The sequence below is a fragment of the Sphingobium yanoikuyae genome (assembly GCF_013001025.1).
Lineage (GTDB): Bacteria > Pseudomonadota > Alphaproteobacteria > Sphingomonadales > Sphingomonadaceae > Sphingobium > Sphingobium yanoikuyae_A.
Map to the genome: position 1 here is coordinate 4528072 of NZ_CP053021.1, position 26550 is coordinate 4554621.

General features: G+C 64.7%; 19 protein-coding genes. 8 read left to right on the plus strand and 11 right to left on the minus strand.

Annotated elements, in window-relative coordinates; all coding sequences use genetic code 11:
• The first annotated feature begins 17 nt into the window (after positions 1 to 17).
• The 7 genes from rhmD (at position 18) to HH800_RS21870 (ending at position 6854) form a co-directional block, all read left to right on the plus strand.
• Entirely contained in the window at positions 18 to 1238 is a 1221-nt protein-coding gene (gene rhmD / locus HH800_RS21840) for an L-rhamnonate dehydratase (RefSeq protein WP_125987950.1), read from the plus strand.
• Positions 1239 to 1265: 27 nt separating this feature from the next.
• Positions 1266 to 2123: a fumarylacetoacetate hydrolase family protein gene (locus HH800_RS21845; protein WP_097385000.1), complete on the plus strand. Its 858-nt coding sequence runs from the start codon at positions 1266 to 1268 to the stop codon at positions 2121 to 2123.
• A complete protein-coding gene (locus tag HH800_RS21850; protein ID WP_004209347.1) occupies positions 2120 to 2869 on the plus strand; it encodes an SDR family NAD(P)-dependent oxidoreductase in 750 nt (249 codons plus the stop codon). The genes HH800_RS21845 and HH800_RS21850 overlap by 4 nt, the downstream gene beginning before the upstream one ends.
• Positions 2870 to 3045: 176 nt before the next feature.
• A complete protein-coding gene (locus tag HH800_RS21855) occupies positions 3046 to 3948 on the plus strand; it encodes an amidohydrolase family protein (protein WP_169862369.1) in 903 nt (300 codons plus the stop codon).
• On the plus strand, positions 3945 to 5009 hold the full coding sequence (rhaT, locus tag HH800_RS21860; protein ID WP_159367584.1) for an L-rhamnose/proton symporter RhaT: 1065 nt from the start codon (positions 3945 to 3947) through the stop codon (positions 5007 to 5009). Before HH800_RS21855 ends, rhaT begins: the two co-directional genes overlap by 4 nt.
• Positions 5009 to 6049 carry a glycoside hydrolase family 43 protein gene (locus HH800_RS21865; protein ID WP_169862371.1) on the plus strand — a complete coding sequence of 347 codons (1041 nt, stop codon included), beginning with the start codon at positions 5009 to 5011 and terminating at the stop codon, positions 6047 to 6049. The genes rhaT and HH800_RS21865 overlap by 1 nt, the downstream gene beginning before the upstream one ends.
• A complete protein-coding gene (locus tag HH800_RS21870; protein ID WP_169862372.1) occupies positions 6036 to 6854 on the plus strand; it encodes an alpha/beta hydrolase in 819 nt (272 codons plus the stop codon). Before HH800_RS21865 ends, HH800_RS21870 begins: the two co-directional genes overlap by 14 nt.
• A 92-nt stretch (positions 6855 to 6946) precedes the next feature.
• Here HH800_RS21870 and HH800_RS21875 read toward each other — a convergent pair whose 3' ends face one another.
• From HH800_RS21875 to HH800_RS21925, 11 genes are all read right to left on the minus strand, one after another.
• Positions 6947 to 7996: a LacI family DNA-binding transcriptional regulator gene (locus tag HH800_RS21875; protein ID WP_169862374.1), complete on the minus strand. Its 1050-nt coding sequence runs from the start codon at positions 7994 to 7996 to the stop codon at positions 6947 to 6949.
• Positions 7997 to 8042: 46 nt separating this feature from the next.
• Positions 8043 to 9008: a family 43 glycosylhydrolase gene (locus HH800_RS21880; protein WP_169862376.1), complete on the minus strand. Its 966-nt coding sequence runs from the start codon at positions 9006 to 9008 to the stop codon at positions 8043 to 8045.
• Positions 9005 to 10195, minus strand: coding sequence for an SGNH/GDSL hydrolase family protein (locus tag HH800_RS21885; RefSeq protein WP_169862378.1), 1191 nt, complete (start codon positions 10193 to 10195; stop codon positions 9005 to 9007). The genes HH800_RS21880 and HH800_RS21885 overlap by 4 nt, the downstream gene beginning before the upstream one ends.
• A 29-nt stretch (positions 10196 to 10224) precedes the next feature.
• Positions 10225 to 11739 (minus strand): MFS transporter, encoded by a 1515-nt coding sequence (locus tag HH800_RS21890; RefSeq protein ID WP_169862379.1) that lies wholly within the window; start codon positions 11737 to 11739, stop codon positions 10225 to 10227.
• A gap of 108 nt (positions 11740 to 11847) precedes the next feature.
• Complete coding sequence (locus tag HH800_RS21895; RefSeq protein WP_169862381.1) at positions 11848 to 14280, minus strand: glycosyl hydrolase 115 family protein; 2433 nt, start codon at positions 14278 to 14280, stop codon at positions 11848 to 11850.
• A complete protein-coding gene (locus tag HH800_RS21900; protein WP_169862383.1) occupies positions 14280 to 15860 on the minus strand; it encodes a glycoside hydrolase family 28 protein in 1581 nt (526 codons plus the stop codon). The genes HH800_RS21895 and HH800_RS21900 overlap by 1 nt, the downstream gene beginning before the upstream one ends.
• A gap of 28 nt (positions 15861 to 15888) precedes the next feature.
• Entirely contained in the window at positions 15889 to 17004 is a 1116-nt protein-coding gene (locus HH800_RS21905) for a glycoside hydrolase family 88/105 protein (protein WP_169862385.1), read from the minus strand.
• Positions 17005 to 20013, minus strand: coding sequence for a glycoside hydrolase family 35 protein (locus tag HH800_RS21910; RefSeq protein WP_169862386.1), 3009 nt, complete (start codon positions 20011 to 20013; stop codon positions 17005 to 17007).
• A gap of 22 nt (positions 20014 to 20035) precedes the next feature.
• Positions 20036 to 20350, minus strand: a complete 315-nt coding sequence (locus HH800_RS21915; protein WP_037508075.1) for an L-rhamnose mutarotase — start codon at positions 20348 to 20350, stop codon at positions 20036 to 20038.
• Between the two features lie 104 nt (positions 20351 to 20454).
• Positions 20455 to 21990, minus strand: coding sequence for a glycoside hydrolase family 28 protein (locus HH800_RS21920; RefSeq protein WP_169862388.1), 1536 nt, complete (start codon positions 21988 to 21990; stop codon positions 20455 to 20457).
• An 11-nt stretch (positions 21991 to 22001) separates the two neighbouring features.
• Positions 22002 to 23228, minus strand: coding sequence for a rhamnogalacturonan acetylesterase (locus HH800_RS21925; protein WP_169862390.1), 1227 nt, complete (start codon positions 23226 to 23228; stop codon positions 22002 to 22004).
• A gap of 335 nt (positions 23229 to 23563) precedes the next feature.
• On the opposite strand from HH800_RS21925, the gene HH800_RS21930 reads away from it, so the two are divergent.
• Positions 23564 to 26506 (plus strand): TonB-dependent receptor, encoded by a 2943-nt coding sequence (locus HH800_RS21930; RefSeq protein ID WP_169862392.1) that lies wholly within the window; start codon positions 23564 to 23566, stop codon positions 26504 to 26506.
• Positions 26507 to 26550 lie beyond the last annotated feature (44 nt).

Consider the following 26550-nt stretch of genomic DNA (forward strand, 5'->3'; position numbering starts at 1 on the left):
TTGCCCATCCCCTTGCGATGGGTCTGGCCCAAGGGAGTTTCAGCGTGCCCATCGTGACGTTGCCGAAGATCAAGCATGTCCGCGCCTTCACCGTGCGCGGCGGCGGTGCCGATTATCATGACCAGGGCGAAGGCCACTGGATCGACGATCACATCGCGACGCCGATGTCGAAATATCCCGAATATCGCCAGTCGCGGCAGAGCTTCGGCATCAATGTGCTCGGCACCTTGGTCGTGGAGATCGAGGCGGAAGATGGCACCGTCGGTTTCGCCGTGACGACCGGTGGCGAGCCCGCCGCCTATATCGTCGAAAAGCATCTCGCCCGCTTCCTCGAAGGCCGGTCGCCGACCGACTATGAGAAGATCTGGGACCAGATGTATTTCTCGACCCAATATTATGGCCGCAAGGGCCTGGTCATCAACGCCATCTCCGGCGTCGACCTCGCGCTCTGGGATCTGCTCGGCAAGCTGCGCCAGGAACCGGTCTATCATCTGCTCGGCGGCGCGGTCCGCGACGAACTGCAATTCTACGCCACCGGCGCGCGCCCCGACAAGGCGAAGGAATTCGGCTTCATCGGCGGCAAGATGGCGCTGCACCACGGCCCGGCCGAGGGTGTCGAGGGCCTGAAGAAGAATATCGCCGAACTGGCCGACATGCGGTCCAAGGTTGGCGATGATTTCTGGCTGATGTGGGATTGCTGGATGGCGCTCGACGTCGACTATGCCACCCGCCTCGCCATCGCCGCGCATGAGCTGGGTCTCAAGTGGATCGAGGAAGCGATCAGCCCGGATGATTATTGGGGCTACCAGCAGCTCAAGCGCAACGTGCCCAAGGGCATGCTGGTCACCACCGGCGAGCATGAAGCGACCCGCTGGGGCTTCCGCATGCTGATGGAAATGGATTGCTGCGACATCATCCAGCCCGATGTCGGCTGGTGCGGCGGCGTGACCGAACTGCTCAAGATCAGCGCGCTCGCCGACGCCCATGGCAAGATGGTCGTGCCGCATGGCTCGTCGGTCTACAGCTATCATTTCGTCATCACCCGTCACAACTCGCCCTTCGCCGAGTTCCTGATGATGCATCCGGGGCCGACGGAAGTGGTGCCGATGTTCCACCCGCAATTGCTGGGTGAACCGGTGCCGGAAAATGGCCGCATGAAGGTGACCGCGCTCGACAAGCCGGGCTTCGGCGTCGACCTGAACCCCGACATCGCGATGCACCGCCCCTACACCCACTGATCGCCTGAACAGAGAAAGACTGATCCCATGAAATTTGTTCGTTTCGGCCAGCGTGGCCAGGAAAAGCCCGGCGTGATCGATGCCGAAGGCAAGATTCGCGACCTGTCCGGCGTCGTCGCCGACCTGACGATCGAGAGCCTCGCCGCCGCCAAGGGCGTCGACGTGGACTCGCTCCCCGTCGTCGATGGCGACCCGCGCTATGGCGTGCCGGTCAAGGGCATCGGCAAGATCGTCGCCATCGGCCTCAATTATGAGGACCATGCGATCGAATCCAACCTGCCGATCCCGACCGAGCCGATGATGTTCATGAAGGCATTGTCGTCGCTCAACGGCCCCAATGACGAAGTGATGCTGCCCAAGGGCGCGACCCATGGCGACTGGGAAGTCGAACTGGGCGTCGTCATCGGCGAAACCTGCCGCTTCGTGTCGGAAGAAGATGCGCTGTCGAAGGTCGCGGGCTATGTCCTCGTCAACGACGTGTCGGAACGCTTCAACCAGAAGCAGCGCGGCACCCAGTGGAGCAAGGGCAAGGGCCATGACACTTTCTGCCCGGTCGGCCCCTGGCTGGTGACCGCCGATGAAATCGGCAACCCGCAGGATCTCGACATGTATCTCGACGTCAATGGCGATCGGATGCAGACCGGCAACACCAGGACGATGATCTTCAACGTCGCCCAGCTCATCTCCTATGTCAGCGAATATATCACCCTCTACCCCGGTGACCTGATGATCACCGGCACCCCTCCGGGCGTGGGCGAGGGCAAGAAGCCCGAAGCCGTCTACCTCAAGGCCGGCGACGTCATGGAACTGGGCATCGCCAAGCTCGGCAGCCAGAAGCAGAATGTCGTGGAATGGCGCCACCTGGGCGACGAGGTGCTCGGATGAGCGTCTTTTCCGGACGCTATGAAGGTCGCTGCGCCATCGTCACCGGTGGCGCATCGGGCCTGGGCAAGCTGGTTGCCAAGCGTATCGTCGAAGAAGGCGGCAAGGTGGTCCTGTGGGATCTGAACGCCGACGCCCTCGCCGCTGCCAAGGATGAAGTCGGCGCGACCCATGTGGTTGCGCTCGACGTCTCCGATCAGGCCGCCGTCGCCGCCGCCGCCAAGGCCAGCGCGGATGCGCTGGGCAAGATCGACGTCCTCGTCTGCTCGGCCGGCATCACCGGCGCGACCGCCACGGTGTGGGACTATCCGGTCGACAGCTGGCAGCGGGTGATCGACATCAACCTCAATGGCCTCTTCTACTGCAACCGCGAAGTCGTGCCCTTCATGCTCGAAAACGGCTATGGCCGGATCGTCAACCTCGCCTCGGTCGCAGGCAAGGAAGGCAATCCCAACGCCAGCGCCTATTCGGCCAGCAAGGCGGGCGTGATTGGTCTCACCAAGAGCATCGGCAAGGAACTGGCGGGCAAGGGCGTGATCGCCAATGCGCTGACCCCGGCGACCTTCGAAAGCCCGATCCTGGAACAGCTGCCGCAGAGCCAGGTCGACTATATGCGCTCGAAGATCCCGATGGGCCGGCTTGGCCTGGTCGAGGAATCGGCCGCCATGGTCTGCTTCATGGCCAGCGAGGAATGCAGCTTCACCACGGCGTCGACCTTCGACACCTCGGGCGGCCGCACCACCTTCTGACCCAAGCCTCTACGCGGCGCGACCGGCCATCCAAGAGCCCGGCGCGCCGCGATTTACGCCAGTCTCCCCCGTTCGCCCTGAGCCTGTCGAAGGGCAGGCTGAGCGAAGCCGAAGCCTTCGCCACGCTCAGCCCGAACGGGAAAAGAGGCTGTTGAACTGTTCATGGGAGAGGACGCATGATCCCCTTTGTCGACGCCCATATCCATCTGTGGGATCTCCACCATATCCGCTATGACTGGCTGAGCCCGCCCTTTTCGGACGATGGCCCCAATGGCAGCGTCGAGCCGATCGCCCGCAATTATGGCGTGGCCGACTATCGCGAAGACCTTGCCCGCTGGAACGTCATCGGCGCGGTCCATGTCGATGCCGGCGCCGCGGCGGAAAGCGCGCTGCGCGAGACCCAGTGGCTCGACACGCTCGCCGCCGTCGACGGCCTCCCCACCGGCTTCGTTGCCTTCGCCGCCCTCAACGACCCGGATGTCGATGCGCTGCTGGCCGCCCAGGCCGCCCATCCCCGCGTCAGGGGCATCCGCCATATCGTCAACTGGCATGCCGATCCCCAGCGCACCTATGGCCCGGTCGACCTCACCGTCGATCCGCGATGGCAGGCGGGCTATGGCCTGCTCGCCAAACATGGCCTCTCCTTCGACCTGCAATGCTATCCGGGGCAGATGCCGGGCCTCGTCCCGTTGATCGAGCGCCACCCGGACATTCCGGTCATCATCAACCATATGGGCATGCCGGTGCTGACCGATCCGGATGGCCTCAACGACTGGCGCCGGGGTATGAAGGCGCTCGCCGCGCTGCCCCATGTCGCGGTCAAGCTGTCGGGCATGGGCTTCATCCGCCGCGACTGGACCATGGCGGGCATCGCGCCGCTGGTGCATGAGGCGATCGACATGTTCGGGGTCGATCGTTGCGCCTTCGCCAGCGACACGCCGACCGACAAGCTGTTCGGCCCGATCGACCGTTACATGGAATCCTATCACGCCATCGTGTCGGATTTCCCCGAAGCCGATCGCCGCGCCATGTTCGCCGGCAACGCCAATCGCCTCTATCGTCTGGGACTTGCGCTATGACCCCCAATCCCCTGCTCGGCGTCCTCTTTCACTGGCTCGGCGGCTTCGCCTCGGCCAGCTTCTATGTCCCCTTCCGCGGCGTGAAGCGCTGGAACTGGGAGATTTTCTGGCTGACCGGCGGCATCTTCTCCTGGGTGATCGCGCCCTGGTTCTTCGCCTCGGTCCAGACCAATGACCTGATGGGCGTGATGGCCCAGGTGCCCTCGTCCGTCGTTGGCTGGTGCATCTTCTTCGGTTTTCTCTGGGGCTTTGGCGGTCTCACCTACGGCCTCACCATGCGCTATCTCGGCCTCTCGCTCGGCATGGCGGTGGTGCTGGGCCTCTGCACCGTCTTCGGCACGCTGATCCCGCCGATCTTCGACGGCACCTTCATGACGGAAATTGCCGGCACCCTGCACGGCCAGATCGTCCTCTTGGGCCTCGCCGTCACCGTGCTTGGCATCGTCGTCGTCGCCCGCGCCGGCGCCCGCAAGGATGCGGCGCTATCGACCGAACAGAAAGCGGCTGTCGTCGCCGAGTTCGATTTCAAGAAGGGCATCGCCGTCGCCATCTTCTCGGGCATCATGTCGAGTTGTTTCGCCTTCGGCCTCGCCGCCGGCGAACCGGTCAAGGCGCTGTCGGCCGCCGCCGGCACCGGCCCCTTGTGGACCGGCCTGCCCACCCTTTGCCTCGTCATGTTCGGCGGCCTCATCACCAACGCGCTCTGGTGCGGCTGGCTGATCGCCAGGAACAAGTCGGCGGGCCAGTGGGCCGGCGCGCCCGACGCCAGCGGCCAGCGCCCCAAGCTCCTGCCCAATTTCCTGCTCTGCGCGGTGGCGGGCACGGCCTGGTATTTCCAGTTCTTCTTCTACACCATGGGGGAAAGCCAGATGGGCCGCTTCGGCTTCTCCAGCTGGACGCTGCACATGGCCTCGATCATCATCTTCGGCACCTGCTGGGGCTTCGCCTTCCGCGAGTGGAAGGATGCTGCGCCGGCGGTCCGCCGCATGGTGTGGAGCGGCGTCGGCCTGCTGATCCTCGCCACCCTCATCATCGGCTATGGCAACAGGCTGGCCAGCTGATGCGTCGCTGGCTCGCCGCCTTGCTGCTGACGCTCGCCGCCCCGGTGGCGGCGGCCGACGCGCCGCTGCTGACCTCGCATCTGCGCATCCATGATCCCTTCGTCGTGGCGGAACCGGCGAGCAAGACCTACTGGCTCTTCTCGAAGAATGACCCGGCCGTCACCGGCGATCCGCGCATCGGCATCATGGCCTATGCCAGCAGCGATCTCGCCCATTGGCAGACACCCAAACTGGTCTTCGCCCTGCCGAAGGACAGCTGGGCCGATGACGGCGGCTGGGCGCCGGAGGTGCATCGCTGGAAGGGGCGCTATTATCTCTTCGCCACCTTCCACAATGACAAGGCGGCAATCCCGGCCAGCGGCAAGCGCCCCAATTATCGCCGCGCCACCTTGCTGGCGGTGTCAGACCGGATCGATGGTCCTTACCAGCTCATCCACAAGGGCGAGCCGGTCACTACGCCCAATGACATGACGCTCGATGGCAGCCTCTATGTCGACCCGGCCGGCAAGCCCTGGATGGTCTATGCCCATGAATGGCTGCAGATGGGCGTCGGCACGATGGAGGCGCTGCCGCTGAAGGATGATCTCTCGCCCGCCGGCAAGCCGCAATTGCTGTTTCGCGCCAATGAAGCCTACTGGGTGATCGGCCAGAAACAGCCCGAAGGGGACATGGGCTATGTCACCGACGGCCCCGAACTCTATCGCACCAAGACCGGCACCCTGCTGATGCTCTGGTCCAGTTGGGGGAAGGGCGGCTATGTCCAGGCGCAGGCCCGCTCCAAATCCGGCACGCTCGCTGGCCCCTGGGAACAGCTTGGCCCGCTCATCATGCAGGACAGCGGCCATGGCATGCTGTTCCATGCCTTTGATGGCCGGCTGATGCTGGTCCTCCACCGCCCGTTCAAGCGGGCGATCGCCAAATTCTACGAAATGCGCGACGCCGGTGATCGGCTGGAGGTCGTGCGCGAGGCCGTGGAACTGGATGGCGAAGCCTATCCCACCCATGGCTGCCCGATGGGAGTGTCCGATGCTCGCTGCTGATCTGGTCTGGCCGCTGCGCGATGCGCCAAGCGGCGCCTTCGCCCTGGAAGACGCCAATGCCGCGCCCGAACAGGCGATCGTCACCGCCGTCGATCGCCCGGTGCTGCTCGGCTATGCGCCCGACAGACCCAATGGCCGCGCCATGCTCATCCTGGGCGGCGGCGGCTATGTCGCGCTGATGGCCGGACGCGAAGGGGTTCAGGTCGCGCAATGGCTGACGTCGCTCGGCTATCATGCCTTCGTCCTCATCCACCGCTTTCCCCATGCCGGTACCGGCCCGTCCGCGCCGCTCGACGATGCGCTCGCCGCGATGCGGATGATCCGCGCGTCCGATCTGGCGCCCGATGGCGTCGGCGTCGTCGGCCTCTCCTCGGGCGGCCATCTCGCCGCCTGTCTCGCCGCGCATTATCCGGCGGACTGGGGCGATGTCGCGCCACAGCGGCCCGACGTCATGGTCATCGGCTATGCGCCCATCTCGACCAATGCCAAAGGGCGCACCATCGTCGCCGACAAGCCGCCACTGCCGCCGGTGGAAAAGCAGGCGCTCTACGACGTGCTTCAGCCGGACGCGCAACTATTGGCCGGCCCGCCCCCGGCCTTCATCGTCTATGCCGGCAATGATCCGGTGGTGCCGGTCGAGAACGCCCATCGCCTAACTCGCGCCTGGCAGGATGCGGGCGGCAGCGCGGAACTGCACATCTTCGCCGACGCCCCCCATGGATTCGCACTCGACACGCCGGATCAGCCCGTCTCGCTCTGGCCGCGCCTGTGCGAAGCCTGGCTCAGACAGGTCGGCTTCCTGTAAACTTCGCTGTCACCTTAAGCGGGCTTTGATCAGCCCGCGCGGCGCCTGAGCGTTTCAAGCTGCCGATGCGTCAGCATCCTGGCAGCTTGTAATCAATGCCGTGAGGGCACGGCATCCGACTGGCGCCGGATCAGCTGATAATCCAGCTTCACCCGGCCCAGCGCTTCTTCGCCGGCGCCATCGTCCTGGCTGCTGAAATGGGCGCCCAGCAGGCCGATCGCCTCGCGCGCCATGTCGCGGATCGGCTGGCGGATCGTCGTCAGCGCCGGCCAGATCGCGCTCGCCAGCGGCGTGTCGTCGAAACCGCAGATGGTGATGTCGCCCGGCACGTTGATCCGCCGCTGATGCGCCACCGTGATCGCCGCCGCCGCCATATCGTCATTGCAGGCAAAGATGGCGCTGGGTGGCGTATCGAGGCTCAGCAACTGCTCGGCCGCGTCCAGCCCCGATCGATAGGAAAAGTCGCCCGGCACGATCCAGCGCTCGTCCAGCCTGATGCCCCGGTCGGCCAGGCAGTCGCGAAAGCCCTGCAGGCGCCGGGCGCTGGCGCGGTGGCGGATATTGCCGGAGATGAAGCCGATCTGCCGATGGCCCAGGTCGATGAGGTGCCGGGTCAGGTCATAGGCGGCATGGCGGTCGTCGGTCCCCACCGCCAGCATGCCGGGCACATCGCCATCGGGCGCGATGCCGACCACGGCGATGTCACGCGCCTGCAACGCCTCGACCAGTTCGGCCCAGTCGCACAGCGGCGGCGGCAGGATGACGCCGGCGACATGCGCCTTGGACACCTGATCGACGATCTCCTTGGCAAAGGCGCCGGGCGCGCATTGCTCGACCACCAGATGCAGATGGCGCTGCGGCGCCTCGCCCAGCGCACCGAGCAGCAGTTCGCCCAGATAGGCCGACGTCGTCGAATTGCTGTGCAGCAAGGCCACCCGCCGGTCGGCACTGCCCACCAGCGCGCGCGCCGACGCATTGGGCACATAGCCCAGATCCCTGACCGCCTGCTCGACCGCCTGTTGCGACTTGGCGCTGACCAGCGCCTTGCCGTTGATCGCGCGTGACGCGGTCATCATCGATACGCCGGCACGGGCGGCGACCTCGCGGATCGTGGGCGGCTTCTTCTTCGCGGCTTTCTGCATCGTCCATCTTCCTAGCCACTTTTACGGGCAAGGAAAATCGCGGCGATCAGGGCTTTAGTCGTATATGCGCCGGCGCATCGCGATCGACGCTGACGATCCCGTCCTTCTCGGTCAGTTCGGCGATTTGCAGCACCGACCGCCGTTTCCAGTCGGGATTGGCCTTGGCTTCATCCTCGCCCTCCTGATGGACGAAATAGATGATATAGGCGCGGTCGCCCGACACGATGATGTCGGGGTGCTGGCCCTTGGCCCGGTCGGTCGGCGCCTTGCCGGGCGTCGCCAATATATAGTCCGGCTGGCGCGTCCAGTGCGTCCCGTCGTCGGAGCGCATCACCAGCAGCCCCTTCCACGCGTCGGAGATCAGCCAATATTTGCCCTTCCAGCGAAACGCCTTGGGCCCTTCGCCCGGCGTATCGGTCAGCCGGTCCTTGACGCTCCAGTGGATGAGGTCGCTGCTGTCGGCGGTGCGGATCGCCTTGTTCATCCGCTCGTCGTTGAAGAACAGCCGATAGCTCACGCCCGGCAACGCCAAAATACTGGCGTCGATCACCCGGTCGGAGCCCAGGTCGAGCCGCTCGCCACAGGTCCAGCTCTTGAGGTCCGGGCTGGTCAGATGGACGATGAAGCGCGGCGCATTCCAGTCGCGATAGACGCCCGGTACCACCGTCAGCCATATATGCCACTGGCCTTCCAGCCATTGCACTTCGGGCGCCCACAGCGTCTCGCCGGTGCAACTGGTCGGGATCGTCGCGGTGCCGCCATAACGCCATTTCGCGCCATCCTTCGACCGCGCCGTGCCGATCGCCGTGCCATGGACCCAGCGGACATCCTTGGCGTCTTCCATGGGCAGATCGGCGCGGCGATTGGTGTAGAACATCACCCATTCGCCGCTCTTGCGATCATAGACGGTCGACGCATCGGCCGCGCCATCATGCACCGGATCGCGCAGCAGCGGCTTGGGCGCCACCGGCCCGCTCGCGGCGGCGGCCATCAACAGCAGCGACGCGATCATTTGAACAGCCTCAGGTCGAACGCATCGGCCATGACGCGGAAGCCTTCGTCATTGGGGTGCAGCGCGTCGCCGACATCATAGGGCTTGGCCATGCGCGACGGATCGGCCGGATCGGCCACCGCCCTGGCCAGATCGACGAAGCCGTCGGCCTCCTTGGTCGTGCGGATCCAGTCATTGACGGCGACACGCACCGCATCGCCCTCGGCGCTCCAATAGCCCGCGCCCTTATAGGGCAGGATGGTCGCCAAAATGACCTTGATATTGCGGTCATGCGCCCGCGCGATCATCTGGCGATAGGCGCCGATCACGGTTTGCGGCGTCAGCATCGGGCGCTTGTCGCGCGCCGCCCCGCCCAGATCATTCACCCCTTCCAGGATGACGACATGGGTGACGCCCGGCACAGCCAGCACATCGCTGTCGAACCGCGCCAGCGCATTATAGCCATCCGCCTCGCTCAGCAGCCGGTTGGCGCTGATCCCGGCATTGGCGACGCCGACGCTTTTACGCCCGGCTTTCTGCAGCCGCTCGGCCAGCAGGTCGGGCCAGCGCCGGTTGCTGTCGGGGGTGGCGCGCACGCCATCGGTGATGGAATCGCCCAGCGTCACGATCGCCGTGCCGCGCTTGGCATTGTCCACCTCGACCGCGGAAATCACCACGCGCGGCCCGATGACGGTCGGGCTGGTCAGCACCTGCGCACCGGTCTGGTCGCCCGGCGCGGTCCAGGTCGTCGCCGCCGAATAGCTATGCACCGTCGCATCCGCCGCGCCCTGCGGCAGATGGATGGAAATGCTGATCCGGGTCAGCGGCTTGACCGCCAGGTCGATCGGATCGCTCAGCAATGGCGCACGCGCGGGGATGGTCGCGCCCTGCGCCTGGTTGAAGGTCACGACATGGTCGCTGCCCGGCACGATCGCGCCATTTTCACCGGCCAGCGCGACATGCACGCTGCCCACCAGCAGCGGATTGACCGACATCTCGTTCGACAGGCGGATGCGGATGCGCTGCCCGCCGCTCGACAGGCGAACCACCTGGCGGACGGTGCGGTCGTTGAGATCGGCATGCTTTTCGGGCGGGGCGCGGTTGACCAAGGGCGCCGCCATCCAGCTGCGCGACCAATATTGGGCCTGCGCCGGCGATGCGGCGACCATCGCCAGCAGCGCCGCACCCAACAGCATCCTCTTGCCCATGTCCCTCTCCCTTATTGTCCGACCGGCCCTTATTGCGCGACCGGGTTGCGGCCCCACAGCTGGTCATAGCGCCAGCCCGACAGATCCTCGACCACCTCGGCCGCGACCGGCGACGTCGGCGTGCGCGCGCCGCTGCGCAGATGCTCGATCTCGCGCATCAATATGTCGTGCGTCGCCGGGCTCAGGCGGAATTTGGTCGACACCCAGATGCCCAGCCCCAGGCAGCCGACCGTGCCGACGCCCAGCAGCAGCGCCATGGTCAGGATCGCGCCATGGCTCTGTTCCGCCGCGCCCGACACGAAGCCGCCGGCCTGCATGATGAAGCCCACGCCGGCGACAGCCGCCGCCTGCGTCGCCTTGCGCACGAAGGTCATGACCCCGGCAAAGCTGCCCTCGCGCCGCTGTCCGGTCACGATCTCGTCGACATCGGCCATATAATTATAGGTCGCCCAGGGAATATAGTTGAGCGCGCCGCGGCCCAGGCCGCACAGGATGATCGGCAGCCAGATCCACGGGCTGGTCGCCGGCACACCGGCAAACCACAGGCCGATCAGCGTCAGGCAGCCGACCGCGAAGTCGGCGGCGGCAACCTGATAGGCCTTGGCCGGCGACGCCCGCAGCGCCAGGTTGATGGCGATGATCACCGCCACGAACTGGACGATATACATGGTGCCCAGCAGGCCCGATGCGATCGCCGTCGATCCGGCCAGCGCGAAGATCACGAAGAAGGTGAAGGCCGCGTTGAAGATGTCCTGGCTGATATAGCCGCCCAGATACATGCCCAGATGCAGGCGGAAGGCGCGGATGCGCATGGTGGAAAACAGGTTGCGGTAGAGCGCCTTCAACGCCTGTCCCGGCCCGCCCGCGCCGACCGGATGCTGGCCGATCGCCTCGGCCGATCCGGGCAGATGCCGTTCCCAGCTGAACAGGTAGAGCAGCCCCGCCGTGACCATGAACAGGGCGGCAAAGATGATGCCCATGTAGAAGAAGGTGTCGGCGCTGTCGCGGCCCAGCGCGTTGATCAGCCACAGCGGCAGGAAGCCGGCCAGGATTGCCGATGCCTGGCCGAATAGGATGCGCGACCCGGCGAACTTCGCCTTGGTGCGATAGTCGGTCGACATTTCCGCGGCGAGCGTCTCGAACGGAATGATCTCCATCGCATAGACCAGCTCGAACAGCACATAGCTGACCAGATAATACCAGAAGCCCTGACCCGGCAGCCACATCAGCGCGAAGCTGGGCAGCAGCGGGATCGCCGCCAGGATGAAGAAGCGGCGGCGGCCGAACTTGCGGCCCAGCCAGGTGCCGCCGAAATGGTCGGAAATATAGCCGATCATCGGCGAGGCGAAGGCGTCCAGGATGCGCGCCACGGCAAAGATCGTCGCCGCCTGCCCGGCGCTAAGGCCGCAGAATTGCGTGTAGAAGATCAGCACCCAGCCGGAAATGACCGCCATCGATCCCGCGCCCAGCACGTCGTTGGAGCCATAGGCGAGGTAATTTTGCAGGTGGACGGGACGCGCGGTGGATGGGGCAGTCTCGGGCAATTCAGGTCCTCCGCCTAGGGCAATGATCGGCGCTTGGGCTCTTGTTCTGACGCGCGCGGGCATATGAGATATATGCCACATAGTGAACGGCTATCACACGATATGAGACTAATGCAAGCCGTTCTCGGCCTTTTCTGCGGTCGCGGGCACGAAGCGGATTGCCTCGATCAGCACGCCGGGATCGGCACGTTCCAGCGTCACGACATGGCGCCCGCCGCTCAATCGTTGCGTTAACGTCATGGTCGCCCGATTGTCCAGCACCCCCATCGCCCAGTCGCGACTGCCGGTCTCGCGCCGACTCTCCAACTGTTGCGTCACGCCATCGATGCCGACGGTCAGATGCAGCGCGTCGCCATCCCGGTCGGCATAGGTCGGCAAGATATCCACAAGCACGGTCCACTCACCCGGCGGCAGGTCGATCGTCGCGCGACCCGATCCGCTCTTCCCACTTGGCGCCAGCATCGCGCCATGACGACCCAGCCCGTCCACGCGCGTCCATCCGGCGAATCGGTCCGGCGTCAGCAGCGGCAGGGGAGGGGCTGCCCGCTGGGCCTTGGCCGGCCCGGCCGGCGGTGCCGGCGCATCGACCGGCGGCAGGATCACCGGCGTCTGGCGATAGCTGCGCCATTGCCCGTCTGCCGGCTCCACCGCCATGATTCCGCGCCATTTTCCGCCCGCCAGTTCGCGGTTATAATAGGTCGTCAGCCTGTCAATTTCGCTGTCCGCTTCATGCGCGATCCTGCCGCGCCGCGTTGCCTCGACCAAGTCGCTGTCACGCAGCCGGTCATGCGCCTCGGCGGAAAAGAAGCGCCGGTTTGCCGCCGCCGATGCCCGCACCGGATAGGCCAGCAATTCATAGAAGGCGTCGCGCCGCTCGGGCGGGATCGCCGGCTCGACCTTTGCCAGCCCCGTCTCCATCGCCGCGAACGCCGCCAGCCGTTCATCCGCTTCGCCGATCGTCAGCGGGCTTTGCCGATACTTATCCACAGGCAGATTCCACTGGAGATGCTCGGGCCGCCGGGCGAAATTCAGCCGATGATAATCGCGCAAAATCCCCGCAATGGCGGGTGCCTGCGCGGCATCGACATTCTCCGTCGCCCAGTCTTCCACAAACTTATCCACAGGCTTTGCCCGCACCTTATCCACAGCCCAGGCAAGGCTCAGAAAATAGTCGGTGGCCAGCTCCGCCGGCTTCAAATCGCCGACATTGGCGACCCAGACCTGGCGCGCGCCGGCATCCCAGGCGCGGCCCATTTCCTCGCGGATCAGCGCCGGCGGGGTTGTGGATAACCATAGGTAGGAGAGTGGCGCGCCCAGATAGGAGAGATGATAATAGACGCCCGACCCGCCCTTGCGCGCCCGCTCGGCGGCATCGGGGAAGTGGCGGATATAGCCGAAATTATCGTCCGGCCACATCAGCGTCACATCGTCCGGCACCTTGAGGCCCGCGCGATAGACGTCCAGCACTTCCTTATAGGGGGTGAAGACCTGCGGCGCGTCCGCCGCGCCCGCCCTGGCCAGCATCGCCCGCTGGTCGGCAAAGATGCGCTCCAGCGTGGCCCGCCGTTCCTCGACGGTCTTGGGCCCCACCATGCCGCTGTCATGGATGCCGCGCATCCCCAGCGTCCAGATGCTCTCATAACCGGCATTGCTGCGCACCCGCTCGTCCCAATAGCGCCGCACCCCGTCGGGGTTCTTGAGATAATCGAAATCCTCGGCCGGCGCGGTCCATTCGCCGACATTGTTGCGCAGCATCGGCTCGGCATGGCTCGACCCCATGAAGATGGCATAGCGATCGGCCAGCGCCGCATTGGCCGGGTCGGCATTGAACGGCGTCGTCACCTTGTGCATCGCCGGCCACAGCAGATTGGCTTTCAGCCGCAGCAGCAGCGCGAAAACCTGTGCATAAGTTTTCGGCCCCAGCGGCTTCTCGTCCGGCGCATGCTTTCCCGCCGCCCAGGGCACCAGCCCCCAATCCTCGTCATTCAGGAAGATACCGCGATATTTGATCGAAGGCGGCCCGAACCGCCGGGCATCCTTCGCCACATAGAGCGCGTCGCGATGCAGCGGCGTCACGTCCGCCCACCAGTGCCAGGGTGAAACGCCGATCGCGCGCGACAGTTCATAGGCGCCATAGGCGGTGCCGCGCCGGTCGCTGCCGATGATCAGCAGCGCGCGGGCCACGCCGGGTGCCGGCCGCTCGACCGGCAGGATCAGGAAACTCTCCCACGCGCCCTTCAGCTTCGCGACATCGATCCGCTTGTCCGCCACCAGCCGGTCGATCGCTTCGCTATGCCCCAGCGTGCCGATCCAGACCTGTGCCGCGCCGCCCTCCGTGGCCCCGGTGACCCGGCCAATATCCTGCTTCAGATCCTCGGCGGCGATTCCTACCACGGCGTCGTCGGCCGGGTCGGTGACGATCCGCGCCGCCTGTCCCTGCGCCACCAGCGGGAAATCTCCCCGCTGCGCCACCGACCGCACCCAGTCCGCCGCCTGCGCCGGCGTCGCGCCGAGCAGCAGCAGCGCCAGCCACCAGCGCATCAGAAACGCACCATGCCGACCGTGTCGATCCGCCGGTCCGGCAGGTCGCGGATCGCGCTGCTGCGAAAGCCGGTCACATGCTCCAGCTGGAAGGCACCCGCGCCGCCCGGCATCTTCAGATAGGATCCGTCAAACCCCTCGACATGTTTCAGCCAGAAGGCCGGACGCGCGTCCGCTGCCCGCGTCCGCACCTCGACATGGCTCAGGTCCAGATTGCGGGCATGACGGATGAAGAAACCGCTTGCCGGCAACGGCCCGAACCGATCGGGATCGGGATAATCCTCGTCCTTGGCCGGTGGATCGATCGCCGCCATCGCCGCGTCGCCGCCGCCCGGCTGGTCGATGAAGATATTGTTGATCTGGACGTCCTCGACCGGATGACCGGCCACCCCCGCGATGATCGACGGCAGCATCGATCCGCTCTGGCAGGTGATATTGTCGATCAGCACCCGCCGCATCGATCCCACCGCCGCGCCGGCCGGCCCGCGCATCCGCCGGCCCAGTCGCAGGAACAGGGCCGGGCTGTGACAGCCGCGCATGGCGATGTTGCTGATCGTCACATCCTCCATCACCGCGCCGTCCACCGTTTCCAGCGCCAGCCCCCAGCATTGGTCGAACACGCAATTGCTGATCGTGATATTCTTGAACCCGCCATTGCTTTCGGTGCCGCACTTGATCCGGCCCAGCAGCCAGGTGTCGCGATTGCGCGCCAGCGGCCGGAATGTCCCGTCCAGCAGCGTGCCGACGACATAGGATCCGCTGACATGGCAGTTGGTGATGGTCACATTCTCGGTCGCGCGCGGATAGCCCAGCGCATAGCTGGACTTGGGCACGATCGCGTCGTCATAGGGGGTGTTGAGCGCGCAGTTGCTGACCCGCACATTGCGGCAGCAGTCGATGTCGAAGCCGTCGCGGTTGGTGTCGACGGTGAGGTTGTCGATCAGCAGATTGTCGACCCCGGTGGCGAGCAGCGCGAAATGCCCGCCCTCCAGAATGGAAAAGTCCCGCAGCGCGACATTCCGGCAGTTTTTGAGCGCGATCGCCTTGTTACCGACGCCGGGCAGTTCGGCGGCCGGCCGATCCGTATCGGGATGCCCCCGGCTCAGCCCCTTGCCCCAGATCAGCCCGTCGCCGCAGATCGCGATATCATGCAGCCCCTCGCCATGGATCAGGCTGTTGCGCCAGTGATTATGGCCATAATCCTGATAGGGGGCGATCGCCGGATCCTGCGGCTCGGCCGCGTCATAGCCGCCGCTGGCGAGGCCCGTCAGCGGCACCGATGCGGCCAGCAGGGTGGCGCCCCGGTCCAGCCACAGGGTGATGTTGCTCTTCAGGTGAATGGTATAGCTGGCATAGCAGCCGGGCGGGACATAGACGGTGCCGCCGCCGCGCTCGGCGGCAAAGGCGATTGCCCGGTCGATCGCGGGGCTGTCGATATGGCTACCATCGCCCTTCGCGCCGAAATCGCGGACATTCACCATGCCCTGCGGCAGGGCGCGGCCGAAAGCGGGCAGTGCCGCCAGCATGGATATGCCGGCGGCACCTTTCAGCAGGAAACGGCGATCGAACGGTCCTTCCATTTACCCCTCGATCCCCGTTTCCCGTGACTCAGATATAGGTGCGCAGGAACTCGCCGAGTGCGCACATGGCCAGGCTCTGGCCATAGGGCATGGAGGTGAGCGCGATGTCCTTGTAGAATTGCATCGTGTCGCCCATCGCCGTGCCGAAGCTCACCTGCTGCAACTCGCCGGTCTCGTCGATGTTCGCCAGCACGCCGCGCACAGCCTTGATGCCGACTTCCTCATAATGGCGCGGCAGATAGCCCTTACGCACGGCCTTCAGGATACCATAGGCAAAGCCGGCGGTGGCCGATGCTTCCAGATAGCTGGTCGGATCGACGATCAGCGTGTGCCACAGGCCGGTCTCTGCGTCCTGCGTCTCGGCCAGCGTCTTCACCTGGGCGGCCAGCGTGTCGATCAGGAAGGTGCGGAAGAAATCGCCTTCCTTCAGGTCGAGGATTTCGATGATCTCGGGAATGGCGATCGTCACCCAGCAATTGCCGCGCGCCCACAGCGCTTCGGCGAAATTGTGGCGGCCGTTGAAGTCCCAGCCGTGGAACCACAGGCCGGTCTTCGTATCATAGAGATATTTGATATGGACCAGGAACTGGCGCTTGGCTTCCTCGACATAGGCCGGGCGGTTCAGCAGCAGGCCGATCTTGGCCAGCGGCAGCACCGACATCATCAGCGTGTCGTCCCACATCTCGCCGGGATTCACGTCATTATAGACGATGTGCTGGAACCCGCCTTCCTCGGTCTTGGGCAAGCCATCGGCCGCCATCAGCCATTCGGCCCACACGTCCAGATAGGGGATGTAGCGCGGATCGGGCTCATATTCATACAGATAGGCCAGCGTAATGAACGGGGCCATCGTGTTGATATTCTTGGTCGGCGTGCCTTCGGCGAAGCGATCCTCGAACCACTGCTTGATGATGCCCAGCGCCTTCTGGTCGCCGGTCTGCTCGAAATAGCGCCACATGCCGAACAGGCCGACGCCGTGGGTCCATTCCCACCCGGCCCAGCCCTTGGTGTCGATGATGCGGCCATCTTCCAGATGGAGCAGGAATTCGCCTGTCTCGTCCTTGATATTGACGAGATTGTCCATCAGCCGGTCGATGGATTCGACGACCTGCTGGCGCGGTACATCATGGGTGAGAGCGGCCACTTACTTGGTCTCCTTGAGGTCTGAAGGTGCGTTTGGCGCGGTCACCATCTGCACCGGCAGACCGCCTTTCACATTGCGCAGGGTGACGAGGCGCACGGTTTCGAGCGCATCGCCCGGCTGACCGTCGGATGTGACGGCCAGCGCGACATGGTTCTGGCCCCTGTGGTTCAGGATGCCTTCGGGAATGGGGAAGGTCCGCTGCGGGCCGACATGGGCGATGAACTGCCCCATGTTCCAGCCATTGACGAAGACCAGCACACGGTAACGGACCGGCGAACGCGGCTTGCTGGCGTCGCCGAAGCTGAGGCCAATGGTCGCGTCCTGCCCCTTGGGGACGTTCAGGGCAAAGCTGGTGCGATACCAGCTGGTCCCGGCCGTCGCCTGGGTCGCGGGCACGCTGGCCTTGGCCCAGCCCGCGTCGTTGAAGCCGGGCAGGTGCCAGCCCATCCGCTCGCCATAAAGGCCGCCATTGTTCGCCGGACCACGGGCGACATCGGGCAGATCCTCGCCGCCCTGCTTGCCCTGGATCTTCCAGTTGATCGGCACGGCGAAGCTGCGCCCGCTCGGGCCGCCTTCCAGCGATGCGGAGATGAGGCCGCGCGCTTCCTTGTGGAAATCGTCGCTGTCCAGATCCCAATTATGGCCATTGTTGCGGACCATGACGGAGATGACATGCTCGCCCGCCGCCTGCGCCTCCGCCGGCAGGGCGAAGCGCGCCGTGCCGGTGGTGATCGGCCGCGGCAGGCCGCCGGGCGTCTCGCCTTCGCCCAGGAACTTGCCGTCGACCCAGGCCTGCACCAGCCCCGAACCGCCCGCGCCATAATAAAGCGACAGCGCCTTGGCATCGGGTGAACCGGTGAAGCGGCCGCGATACCAGACATCGCCGTCATGGAAGCCATAGGCGTCCATCAGCATATTGGGCTGGCCATCGGGCTTGGCGGTGGTGCTGGCATAGGATCGGTTGTCGATCGCCTGCCAGCGGCTGTCGTCGAAACCGGGCTGTGCCTCGGGCGAACCCTGCGCCATACGCCAGTCGTTGAGCGCCGGCAGCGCGACATCGGCCGGGCCGGCGAGCGGCTGGACCGCGGCGATGCTGCCGATGGCTGTCGCCTTCGTCGTCACCTTCGCGCCGTTCCAGCTGACCGAGCGGACCGCCTTTGGCGCCCAGATTTCGAGCGGGCTGGCCGCAGCCGTATCGCCGGTCAGCGCCAGCGAACCGCCTTTGGCAACAGCGTTGCGCACCAGCGCCGGCCCGCGCACCAGCATGTTCTGCTCGCGCCAGTAACGCGCACCCTCTGCCTCGTCGGCCAGGATCAGGGTCAGCGGCGGACGCCCGCCCCCCTCGATCCGCACCACGGCGCGGCCCTGATGATTGTAATCCAGCTTCAGGTCGCCCTTGGCGGCATCGAACGCGCTGTTCGCCTGCCCCTCAACCACCGTCACCTTGGGTGCGGATGCATAGCGCAGCACCGTCTCGCCCGGCTCGCCGGCGCGGCCATAGAGCAGGATCAGGTCGTTGCCGTCGATCTGCTGCGCCGATTGCAGTTCGGAACTGGAATAGACCAGCCGCTGCCCGCCCAGCGTCACGCCCGCGACCAGCCATTTGGCATCGAAGCCATTGAGCTGCATCGGCACGGTATAGCGGCCATCGGGCAGGTCGGCGGTGAAGCTGAACGCGTCGCTCGTCTGCCCGTTGGACGGCTTGTGCGTCACCATCAGGAAGCGCGCGTCCGTCTCCGGGCTCTTATTGTGATAGACCTGAATATTGGGCGAGCTGATCTCCGGCGTCCCGGCCGGGATCATGCCGGCCATGTCGGGGACGGAGGCAATCAGGCCGCCCAGCTGCTTCATCTCCAGCGCCTTCTCGCGAATTTCGCGCGGCTCGGAAATGGCGGAGCCATAATCATAGCTGCTGAACACCACCGGCGCGGGCAGCCAGCCCCAGCTGGTGCCGCCATAGCCCATGTAGAAGCTCTGGATGCCGATGCCATTGGCGAGGTTCGTGCCATAGAAGACGCGCTGGAACCGCTTGCCACGCTGGATCGCGTTGCACTCATAGCCGCCGTTCGATCCCCAATAGTCGAACCAGCCGCCACCGAATTCGGCCAGGAATCCAGGCGTGTCGGGCGAGGCGGACGCACCGCCCTTGGCCCCGCCGGGACCATAATAGCCCCAGTCGGGCGCGGCCGACCCGCGCGTCGGCTTGCCGTCCACGGTACAGGTGCCGCCGGGATAGCCATCGAACGCATACATGTCGTTCGGGCCATGGACGACCTTCTCGACCTTGCTGCTTTCGGGCGCCCAATAGCCGTTGCGACCCTGGTCGTTGTGGAACAGCGGCACGGTGATGCCGTCGGCCCGTGCCTTGGCATAGAGATGATCCATGTAGCGCCGCTGGGCCGGCGTGGTCATCGCCAGCTCATTCTCGATCTGGTGCAGGATCACGCCATATTTGCGGCTCGGGTCATTGTTGATCTGGTGCTTGGCGATGATCGCATTGACCTTCGTCAGCCATTCGTCGGCCGCCGCCATATAATCGGGATCATCGGTGCGGGCGCGGGCGCGCTGGTTGACCAGCCAGCCGGGAAAGCCGCCGCGCGACAATTCCGCATTCACATAGGGACCGGCGCGGGTGATGACATAGAGGCCTTCCTCCTCCGCCATGGTCAGCAGCCGGTCGATGTCACGGATACCACTAAAGTCGTACACGCCCTTTTTCGGGCTGTGGAAACCCCAGTCGAAATAGACGGCGACGCTGTTGAAGCCGCTGGCCTTCATCTTCTGGAGGATGTCGCGCCACAGATCGGGCGAGGGCAGGCGGAAATGATGGAATTCCGATGACCAGATCACCATCCGCTTGCCGTCGATCATCAGCGATCGCGCATCATAGGAGACGCGGCCGAACGTCTTGACCGGCGCGGAGAGATTGGCGGTCGGCTTGGCCTGCTGCGCGAGCGCAGGCGTGGCCAGCATGGTGCCAAGGGCGAGGGCGGCGATGAAGCTACGCATGGATGTCAGCCTGTCCCTGCACTCAATCCATGTGGAACAGCAGCGACAGCGGCCATTCCTTGGGCTGGTTGCTCGGCTGCACCTCCATCAGCGGCGCCATATAATCCCACCAGCGCTTCATGATCGGATGGTCGGGCAGGCTGTCGCGGCTATTGTCCTCGCGCAGCTTCAGCACCGCGAACAGGCTCAGCGTCTCTTCGTCCAGGAAGATCGAATAATCATGGATCCCCGACTCGGTCAGCAGCGCCGACAATTCGGGCCAGATCTCGTCATGGCGCTTGCGATATTCCGCGACCACGCCGGGCTTGAGCTGCATCTTGAAGGCGTGGACGGACATCGGCTCTCCCCTGTGAACCATATTATGGAACTCGAAACCGATATTTGGGTAACATCGTCCCACATGTTCGTCAAATGCTAAGAATGGGTGGGACGATGTCCGTTTCAGCGCGCCAGGATCGGGCTGTTGCGGATCGTCAGGCCCGCCACATCGTCGAACAGCGCCGGTGGCCGTGCGTCGGGCGTCGCCGTTTCGGCGGTAAAACGCTCGATCGTCAGCCGCTCGGCATGGCGTGCCCATAGCGCCCAGCTGGGCAGCACGCCGAACATGCTGGGTTCGGGATAGGCGTCGGCCAGTTCGTCGGGCCTGCGCGCGGCGTCCTGCGCGGTGCCGCCACCCTGATAGACCAGATGCACGTCGCGCAGCGTCACGTCGCGCACCGGATGGCCGGGCAGGCCGGCAATGCTTGCGGCAAATCTATGATCGATCCCGCGCGCATCCACCTCGCTGATCTCCACGCCGTTGATCGCGCCGATGCCGGTGCCATCCGGCCCGCGCCGCCGGTCGCCGATGCGCAGGAAGATCGGCGCGGTCGTCACCTCGCGCATGGTCAGTCGCCGCGCGACGATATTTTCCATCACCCCGCCATCGACCGTCTCCAGCGCCAGCCCACGGCAGCGGGTGAAGCGGCAATCCTCGATCCGGATATTGCGATATCCGCCATTGCTCTCGGTGCCGAGCTTGATCCGGCCGGTGACCCGGTCCTGGTCGGGCGCGATCTGCTGGCTGGTGCGCTTCGTACCGTCCAGCATCGATCCCATGTCATAGCCGGACACGTCGCAGTCGCGGATCAGGATATTTTCCGACGCGATCGCCCGACCCAGCGCATAGCTGCTCTTGACGACGATGCCGTCGTCATTGGGCGAATTGACCCGGCAGCGTTCTACCACCACGTCGCGCACGCAGTCCAGGTCGATGCCGTCGCGTTCGGTGTCGATCGCCAGATTGTCGATGCGCAATTGCTGGGTGCCGGTCGCGATGATCGCGAAATGCCCGCCTTTCAGGATCGAAAAGCCGCTCAAATGAATGTCGCGGCCGTTCTTCAGCGCAATCGCCTTGTTGCCCAGACCGTTCATCTTCGCGGCATCGGGCTCCAACTCGGCAATCTGCGCGTCGCTCATCCCGCGCATCGACAGCGGCCGTTCGCCGGCCTGCTTCTTCCAGCGGGCGCCCGGCCCGTCGCGGGTCAGGCCCAGGCCGTGGATCATGCCGGGGCCAAGAATCGCAACCTCGGTCAGATCCTCGCCCCAGATCAGGCTGTTGTGCCAATGGCTATGGCCGAAATCCTGATAAAGCTGATCGATCCCCGTCTCGGGCAGGTCATAGCGGCCGGCATGGCGCGCCGGATCGGCCGCCTCGATCACCGCGCCTTCGCCGATGACCAGGGTGACATGGCTTTTCAGCCGGATCGAGAAGCAGAGGTAGCGGCCGCGCGGGATTAGCACCATGCCGCCACCTGCCTGCGATGCGGCCAGGATCGCCGCATTGATCGCATCGCTGTCGATCGCGACACCATCGCCGCGCGCGCCATGATCGCGCACATCGAAGCGCCGCGTCGCATGACCGGCAAAGGACAGGGCGGCAGTGGGCATCAGCAGCCCACCAGCGGTCAGCCCCAGCAGGGTATCGCGACGGCTCATGACCGAACCGCTCAACTGCCGGCCGGTCGCTGGCTGCTGTGACGCGCGCTGGGCACGATCGCGACTGCGGCGGCACTGGAAGGGCGGCTCGGGACGAAGGCTGGCGCGATCACATGGGGGGCCAGCGCCGGAATGCGAGCACGTATCTGCTCTGCTATCGCATTGGCCAGAAGCCAGGCGCCGTAATTGTCGTGGTGGGTCTTGTCATTGCCATTATCGTTGAAGGCGCTCGGCGCGACATCGGGGCCGAGCGCTTCGTAAATGGCGCGACTGTCGGCGTTGAGGTCGATTAGCGGCACATGCTCCTCCGCCGCCAGTTTGCGCATGGCTGCGGCATAGCTGCCCAGTGTATCCTTGATCTTGCCCCGTTCGTCGAAATTGCGGCGCTCGGGCGACGTTACCAGCGCGGCATGGGCGCCGCGCCGCTGCACCTCGGCGATGTAGAGATGCAGATAGGCGGGGTAGGTCGTGGCCGCATCGACATAGGTTTGCGGCCATTGCTGCTTCTGGTCATTATGGCCAAACTGGATGAACACCCAATCGCCCGGCTTGATCGATGCCAGCAATTTGTCGAACCGCAATTCGGTGATGAAGGATTTGAGCGTTGCGCCCGACTTGGCGTGGTTGGCGACAGCGATACTGTTGTCCAGCATCGCCGGCAGCATCTGGCCCCAACTTGCCGCCGGCTCGGCATATTGATCGGTTACGGTCGAATCGCCCGCCAGGAAGATGGTGGGGGCGGTTACGGGCTCGATCCGGACGGACGACACTTGGGGCTGCCCGAGGAATTCGAGCGTCAGCTTGTCGTCCCAGGTAAATTCCTTGGCGTCGTTGGCATCGATTCGGACGCGGGTGCCGCCCGGTGCATTGGCTGGCGGCGCTGTCAGCACCGGGGATCGCTTGTCGACCAGGAACTGGCGCTCGATGAACTGGCCTTTGCGGGTTTCGACATTGCGCAGCATCAGCCGTCGGGCTTCCGCCTTTACCGTCGTGTCGCCAGCGGCATCGCTGGCCCCCAGCCGTACCGTCACCCGATAGGTGCCGTCCGGGACCGCGACGGAAAACAGAAAATCACTGTCTGTGCCATGGGACTCCATCCCATGGCTGCCGGTGCGATAGGGCGTCTGCCTTTCGGTGCTGCCGTTCGACAGGTCGAAATTCATGGGAAAAGCGGGCTCGGCCGCGGCGGTGGGCGATGCTGCCATCAGCAGCAGGGCAAGAGCGGTGCTAAGCGACATGGCGCAGTTTATCCCGAAAAGGGCTGGCAGGCAAAAAGGGGAGCGCATGGCAATGCGCTCCCCGAGAAGGCCGCCCGTGCAGAGGCGGCAAACATTGATCGAGCGTTGATCACGGCGGATCGTCTCACAAAATGACTTTGCGATCCATATATAGGGATAAAATTCAGGTCAATGGCTAAGCGCAGCAAAGGCTATGCGCGCTGCATCGGTCCACATCGTGGAACTTGCGATCATATTATGATTTTTATGGAAATGTCGTGAAATATAATATAGTGTGACACAAAATTTCACATAGTGGGAATGCTGGCGATAGCCGGCACATTGGGGAGGAAGTCATGATCGAGCATTACAGCCGTATTGCGTCCGCGCGCCGTTCGTCGGTGATCGCGCTGGCCGTCGCCATGATGGCGGGCGCGCCGGCCTTGGCGCAGGACCAGGCGCCGCAGGCACAGCCTGACCAGGAAAATGCCGACATCGTCGTCACCGGCTTCCGCGCCTCGCTCAACAGCGCGCTCAGCATGAAGCGGCAGGAAGCCGCCGCGATCGATTCGATCGTCGCCGAAGATATCGGCAAGTTCCCCGACTCCAACCTCGCCGAATCGATGCAGCGCGTGCCGGGCATCGCGCTCCAGCGCGGCGACGGCGGCGAAGGCCGCAACATCTCGGTCCGCGGCCTTGGCCCGGCCTTCACCCGCACCCGCATCAACGGCATGGAAGGCACGTCGCAGACCGGCTCGTCGGACATTTACGGTGCCGGCAATAATGGCCGCAGCTTCGACTTCAACGTCTTCCCGACCGAAATCTTCTCGGCCCTGTCGGTGCGCAAGACCCCCTCGGCCGATGTCGAGGAAGGCTCGCTCGGCGCGACGGTCGATCTGAGCGCGCCCAAGCCGATGGACCAGAAGGAGGATTTCGTCCTCTCGATGACCGCGCGCGGCGTCTATAACGAGCTGTCGAAGGAGGTCGATCCGCGTGCCTCGCTGCTGGTGTCGAAGAAGTTCGGCGACAGCGGCTTCGGCATCCTCGGCTCGGTCGCCTATCAGAAGCGGCACATCCGCGAAGTCGGCTATTCGGCGGTGGACATCCTGTCGGCCAATACCAATGGCGGTTTCTGCTCGCCGGTCGGCTTCGCGCCGCAGAACCCGGCCGACAATGCTGCCAAGGGCGCCGATGCGCTCAATTGCTCGACCGGCAATCCGCGCACGAGCACCAGCGCCGCCTATCAGGCCATCTATGATCTGCGTCGCGACGACCTGCCCAACACGCCGGGCAGCGGCGCCTTCCTGCCGCGCATTCCGCGCTACCTCAATTCGGAACAGAATCAGGAACGGATCGGCGGGTCGCTGACCCTCCAGTTCAACCCCGACGATGACACCGACATCTCGCTCGACATGCTCTATTCGCGGTTCGAGGTGACCCGGCGCGACAATTATATCGCTGCCATCTCCTTCGCCCGCTCGGCCGCCAATAACGGCCAGCCGATGACCTCCGTGCGCGATATCGAGTTCGACGAGAATGGCTCGCTGGTCCAGGGCGTGTTCGACGGCGTCGACGTCCGTTCCGAAGGGCTGGTCGATCATTTCGTCTCGACCTTCAAGCAGGCCAACCTCAACTTCCGCCGTCGCCTCAACGACAGTCTGGAACTGAGCGGCATCGTCGGCTTCAACCGCTCCATCTGGGACGGCAAGAAGCGTCTCCAGACCTTCATGGACGCGATCGACACCGATGGTTTCTCGATCGACTATAGCAAGGGCGGCACCACCCCAACCTTGGGCTTCGGCATCGACGTCAATGACCCCGCCAGCTTCAACTATGCGCCGGGCCGCGCCGATGGCACCGTGCTGGGCGGCTTCAGCTATCAGGGCAAGCCGTCGAAGAACACCACCGACAATATGACCGCCGACATCAACCTCAAATGGACGGTCAGCGACGCCTTCTCGATCAAGGGCGGCGCGCAATATCGGCGCAGCAATTTCCTGTCGACCTTCCTGCGTCCCTATAATGCCGATACCGTGGTGCGGGCGCTGCCGGCCGGCACAACGCTGGCCGATATCACCACCAACATCACCGGCGTCGACAAGCTGTGGGGCCATGGCGCCCCGTCCAGCTGGGCGGCGATCGATCCCGAGAAATGGGCCGACACCTTCGGCTTCGACGATGTCCGCTATTGCGGCGTCGAATGTGGCGGCGGCCGCAGCCGCGTGCGCGAAGAGGTCATGAGCAGCTATCTCATGGCCAATTTCGATCTCAGCGATGCGATCGGCTTCGGCATTCGCGGTGACGTCGGCGTGCGCTACGTCAAGACTGACATGCTGTCGTCGGGTTACATCGCCGTGGCGCAGGCCAGCTCGCCGACGGGTCTGACCGGCCAGTTCGCGGCCGCCAGCAACAGCTATGACGACTGGCTGCCCTCGGCGAACATCGTCGTCGAACCGGTCGAGAATGTTCTGGTCCGCTTCTCTGGTGCCAAGGTCATGGCCCGTCCAGAACTCGGCCTGCTGACCCCGACCAGCGGCGTCAATCCGGTCACCCGCGTCGGTAATGTCAACAACCCGTTCCTCGACCCGATTCGCGCCAACACCTTCGACGTCGCGGTCGAATGGTATTTCCGCCCCGGTTCGCTGCTCTCGGCTGCCTTCTTCTACAAGGACATCAAGAGCTTCATCCAGAATGTGAACAGCCAGATCCCGTTCAACCAGCTCGGCTTGCCCAACGCCCTGCTGGAAAACAGCAACACCTTGCCGGATGAGCTGTTCACCGTGTCGCAGCCGTTCAACACGCCGGGCGGCAAGCTCAAGGGTATCGAGCTCAATGCCCAGATCCCCTTCACCTTCCTCGACGGCTTCTTCAGCAATTTCGGCGTGCTGGCCAACTACACCCATGTCACGTCGAAGATCGATTATATCCTCGCCAGCGTGAACGGCGTGCCGACCGTGACGACCACGGCGGACCTGGTCGGCCTGTCGCCCAACACCGCGTCGGGCACGCTCTATTATGAGGATGACAAATTCTCGATCCGCACCACCGGCAACTTCCGCGACAAGTTCATCCGCGGCATTCCGGCCTCGCCCGGCAGCGACCTTCAGGGCAATGCCAAGACCTTCTACATGGATGCGTCGGCCAGCTATAATGTCACGGATCGCCTGAAGATCATCGTCGAGGCGCAGAACCTGACCGACGAGCAGAACCGCCTCTATATCGACAGCCAGCGTCAGGACACGCTGTTCGAAACCCGCATCGGTCGCACCTTCACCTTCGGCGTGACCTACCGGATGTAATTTCCCAGTCCTCCCCAAACTTAAAGGGCGCGGCCACTATTGGT

Coding starts and splice junctions, on each gene's coding strand:
- rhmD (WP_125987950.1), top strand. CDS start 18: ATGGGTCTGGCCCAAGGGAGTTTCAGCGTGCCCATCGTGACGTTGCCG.
- HH800_RS21845 (WP_097385000.1), top strand. CDS start 1,266: ATGAAATTTGTTCGTTTCGGCCAGCGTGGCCAGGAAAAGCCCGGCGTG.
- HH800_RS21850 (WP_004209347.1), top strand. CDS start 2,120: ATGAGCGTCTTTTCCGGACGCTATGAAGGTCGCTGCGCCATCGTCACC.
- HH800_RS21855 (WP_169862369.1), top strand. CDS start 3,046: ATGATCCCCTTTGTCGACGCCCATATCCATCTGTGGGATCTCCACCAT.
- rhaT (WP_159367584.1), top strand. CDS start 3,945: ATGACCCCCAATCCCCTGCTCGGCGTCCTCTTTCACTGGCTCGGCGGC.
- HH800_RS21865 (WP_169862371.1), top strand. CDS start 5,009: ATGCGTCGCTGGCTCGCCGCCTTGCTGCTGACGCTCGCCGCCCCGGTG.
- HH800_RS21870 (WP_169862372.1), top strand. CDS start 6,036: ATGCTCGCTGCTGATCTGGTCTGGCCGCTGCGCGATGCGCCAAGCGGC.
- HH800_RS21875 (WP_169862374.1), bottom strand. CDS start 7,996: ATGCAGAAAGCCGCGAAGAAGAAGCCGCCCACGATCCGCGAGGTCGCC.
- HH800_RS21880 (WP_169862376.1), bottom strand. CDS start 9,008: ATGATCGCGTCGCTGCTGTTGATGGCCGCCGCCGCGAGCGGGCCGGTG.
- HH800_RS21885 (WP_169862378.1), bottom strand. CDS start 10,195: ATGGGCAAGAGGATGCTGTTGGGTGCGGCGCTGCTGGCGATGGTCGCC.
- HH800_RS21895 (WP_169862381.1), bottom strand. CDS start 14,280: ATGCGCTGGTGGCTGGCGCTGCTGCTGCTCGGCGCGACGCCGGCGCAG.
- HH800_RS21900 (WP_169862383.1), bottom strand. CDS start 15,860: ATGGAAGGACCGTTCGATCGCCGTTTCCTGCTGAAAGGTGCCGCCGGC.
- HH800_RS21910 (WP_169862386.1), bottom strand. CDS start 20,013: ATGCGTAGCTTCATCGCCGCCCTCGCCCTTGGCACCATGCTGGCCACG.
- HH800_RS21915 (WP_037508075.1), bottom strand. CDS start 20,350: ATGTCCGTCCACGCCTTCAAGATGCAGCTCAAGCCCGGCGTGGTCGCG.
- HH800_RS21920 (WP_169862388.1), bottom strand. CDS start 21,990: ATGAGCCGTCGCGATACCCTGCTGGGGCTGACCGCTGGTGGGCTGCTG.
- HH800_RS21925 (WP_169862390.1), bottom strand. CDS start 23,228: ATGTCGCTTAGCACCGCTCTTGCCCTGCTGCTGATGGCAGCATCGCCC.
- HH800_RS21930 (WP_169862392.1), top strand. CDS start 23,564: ATGATCGAGCATTACAGCCGTATTGCGTCCGCGCGCCGTTCGTCGGTG.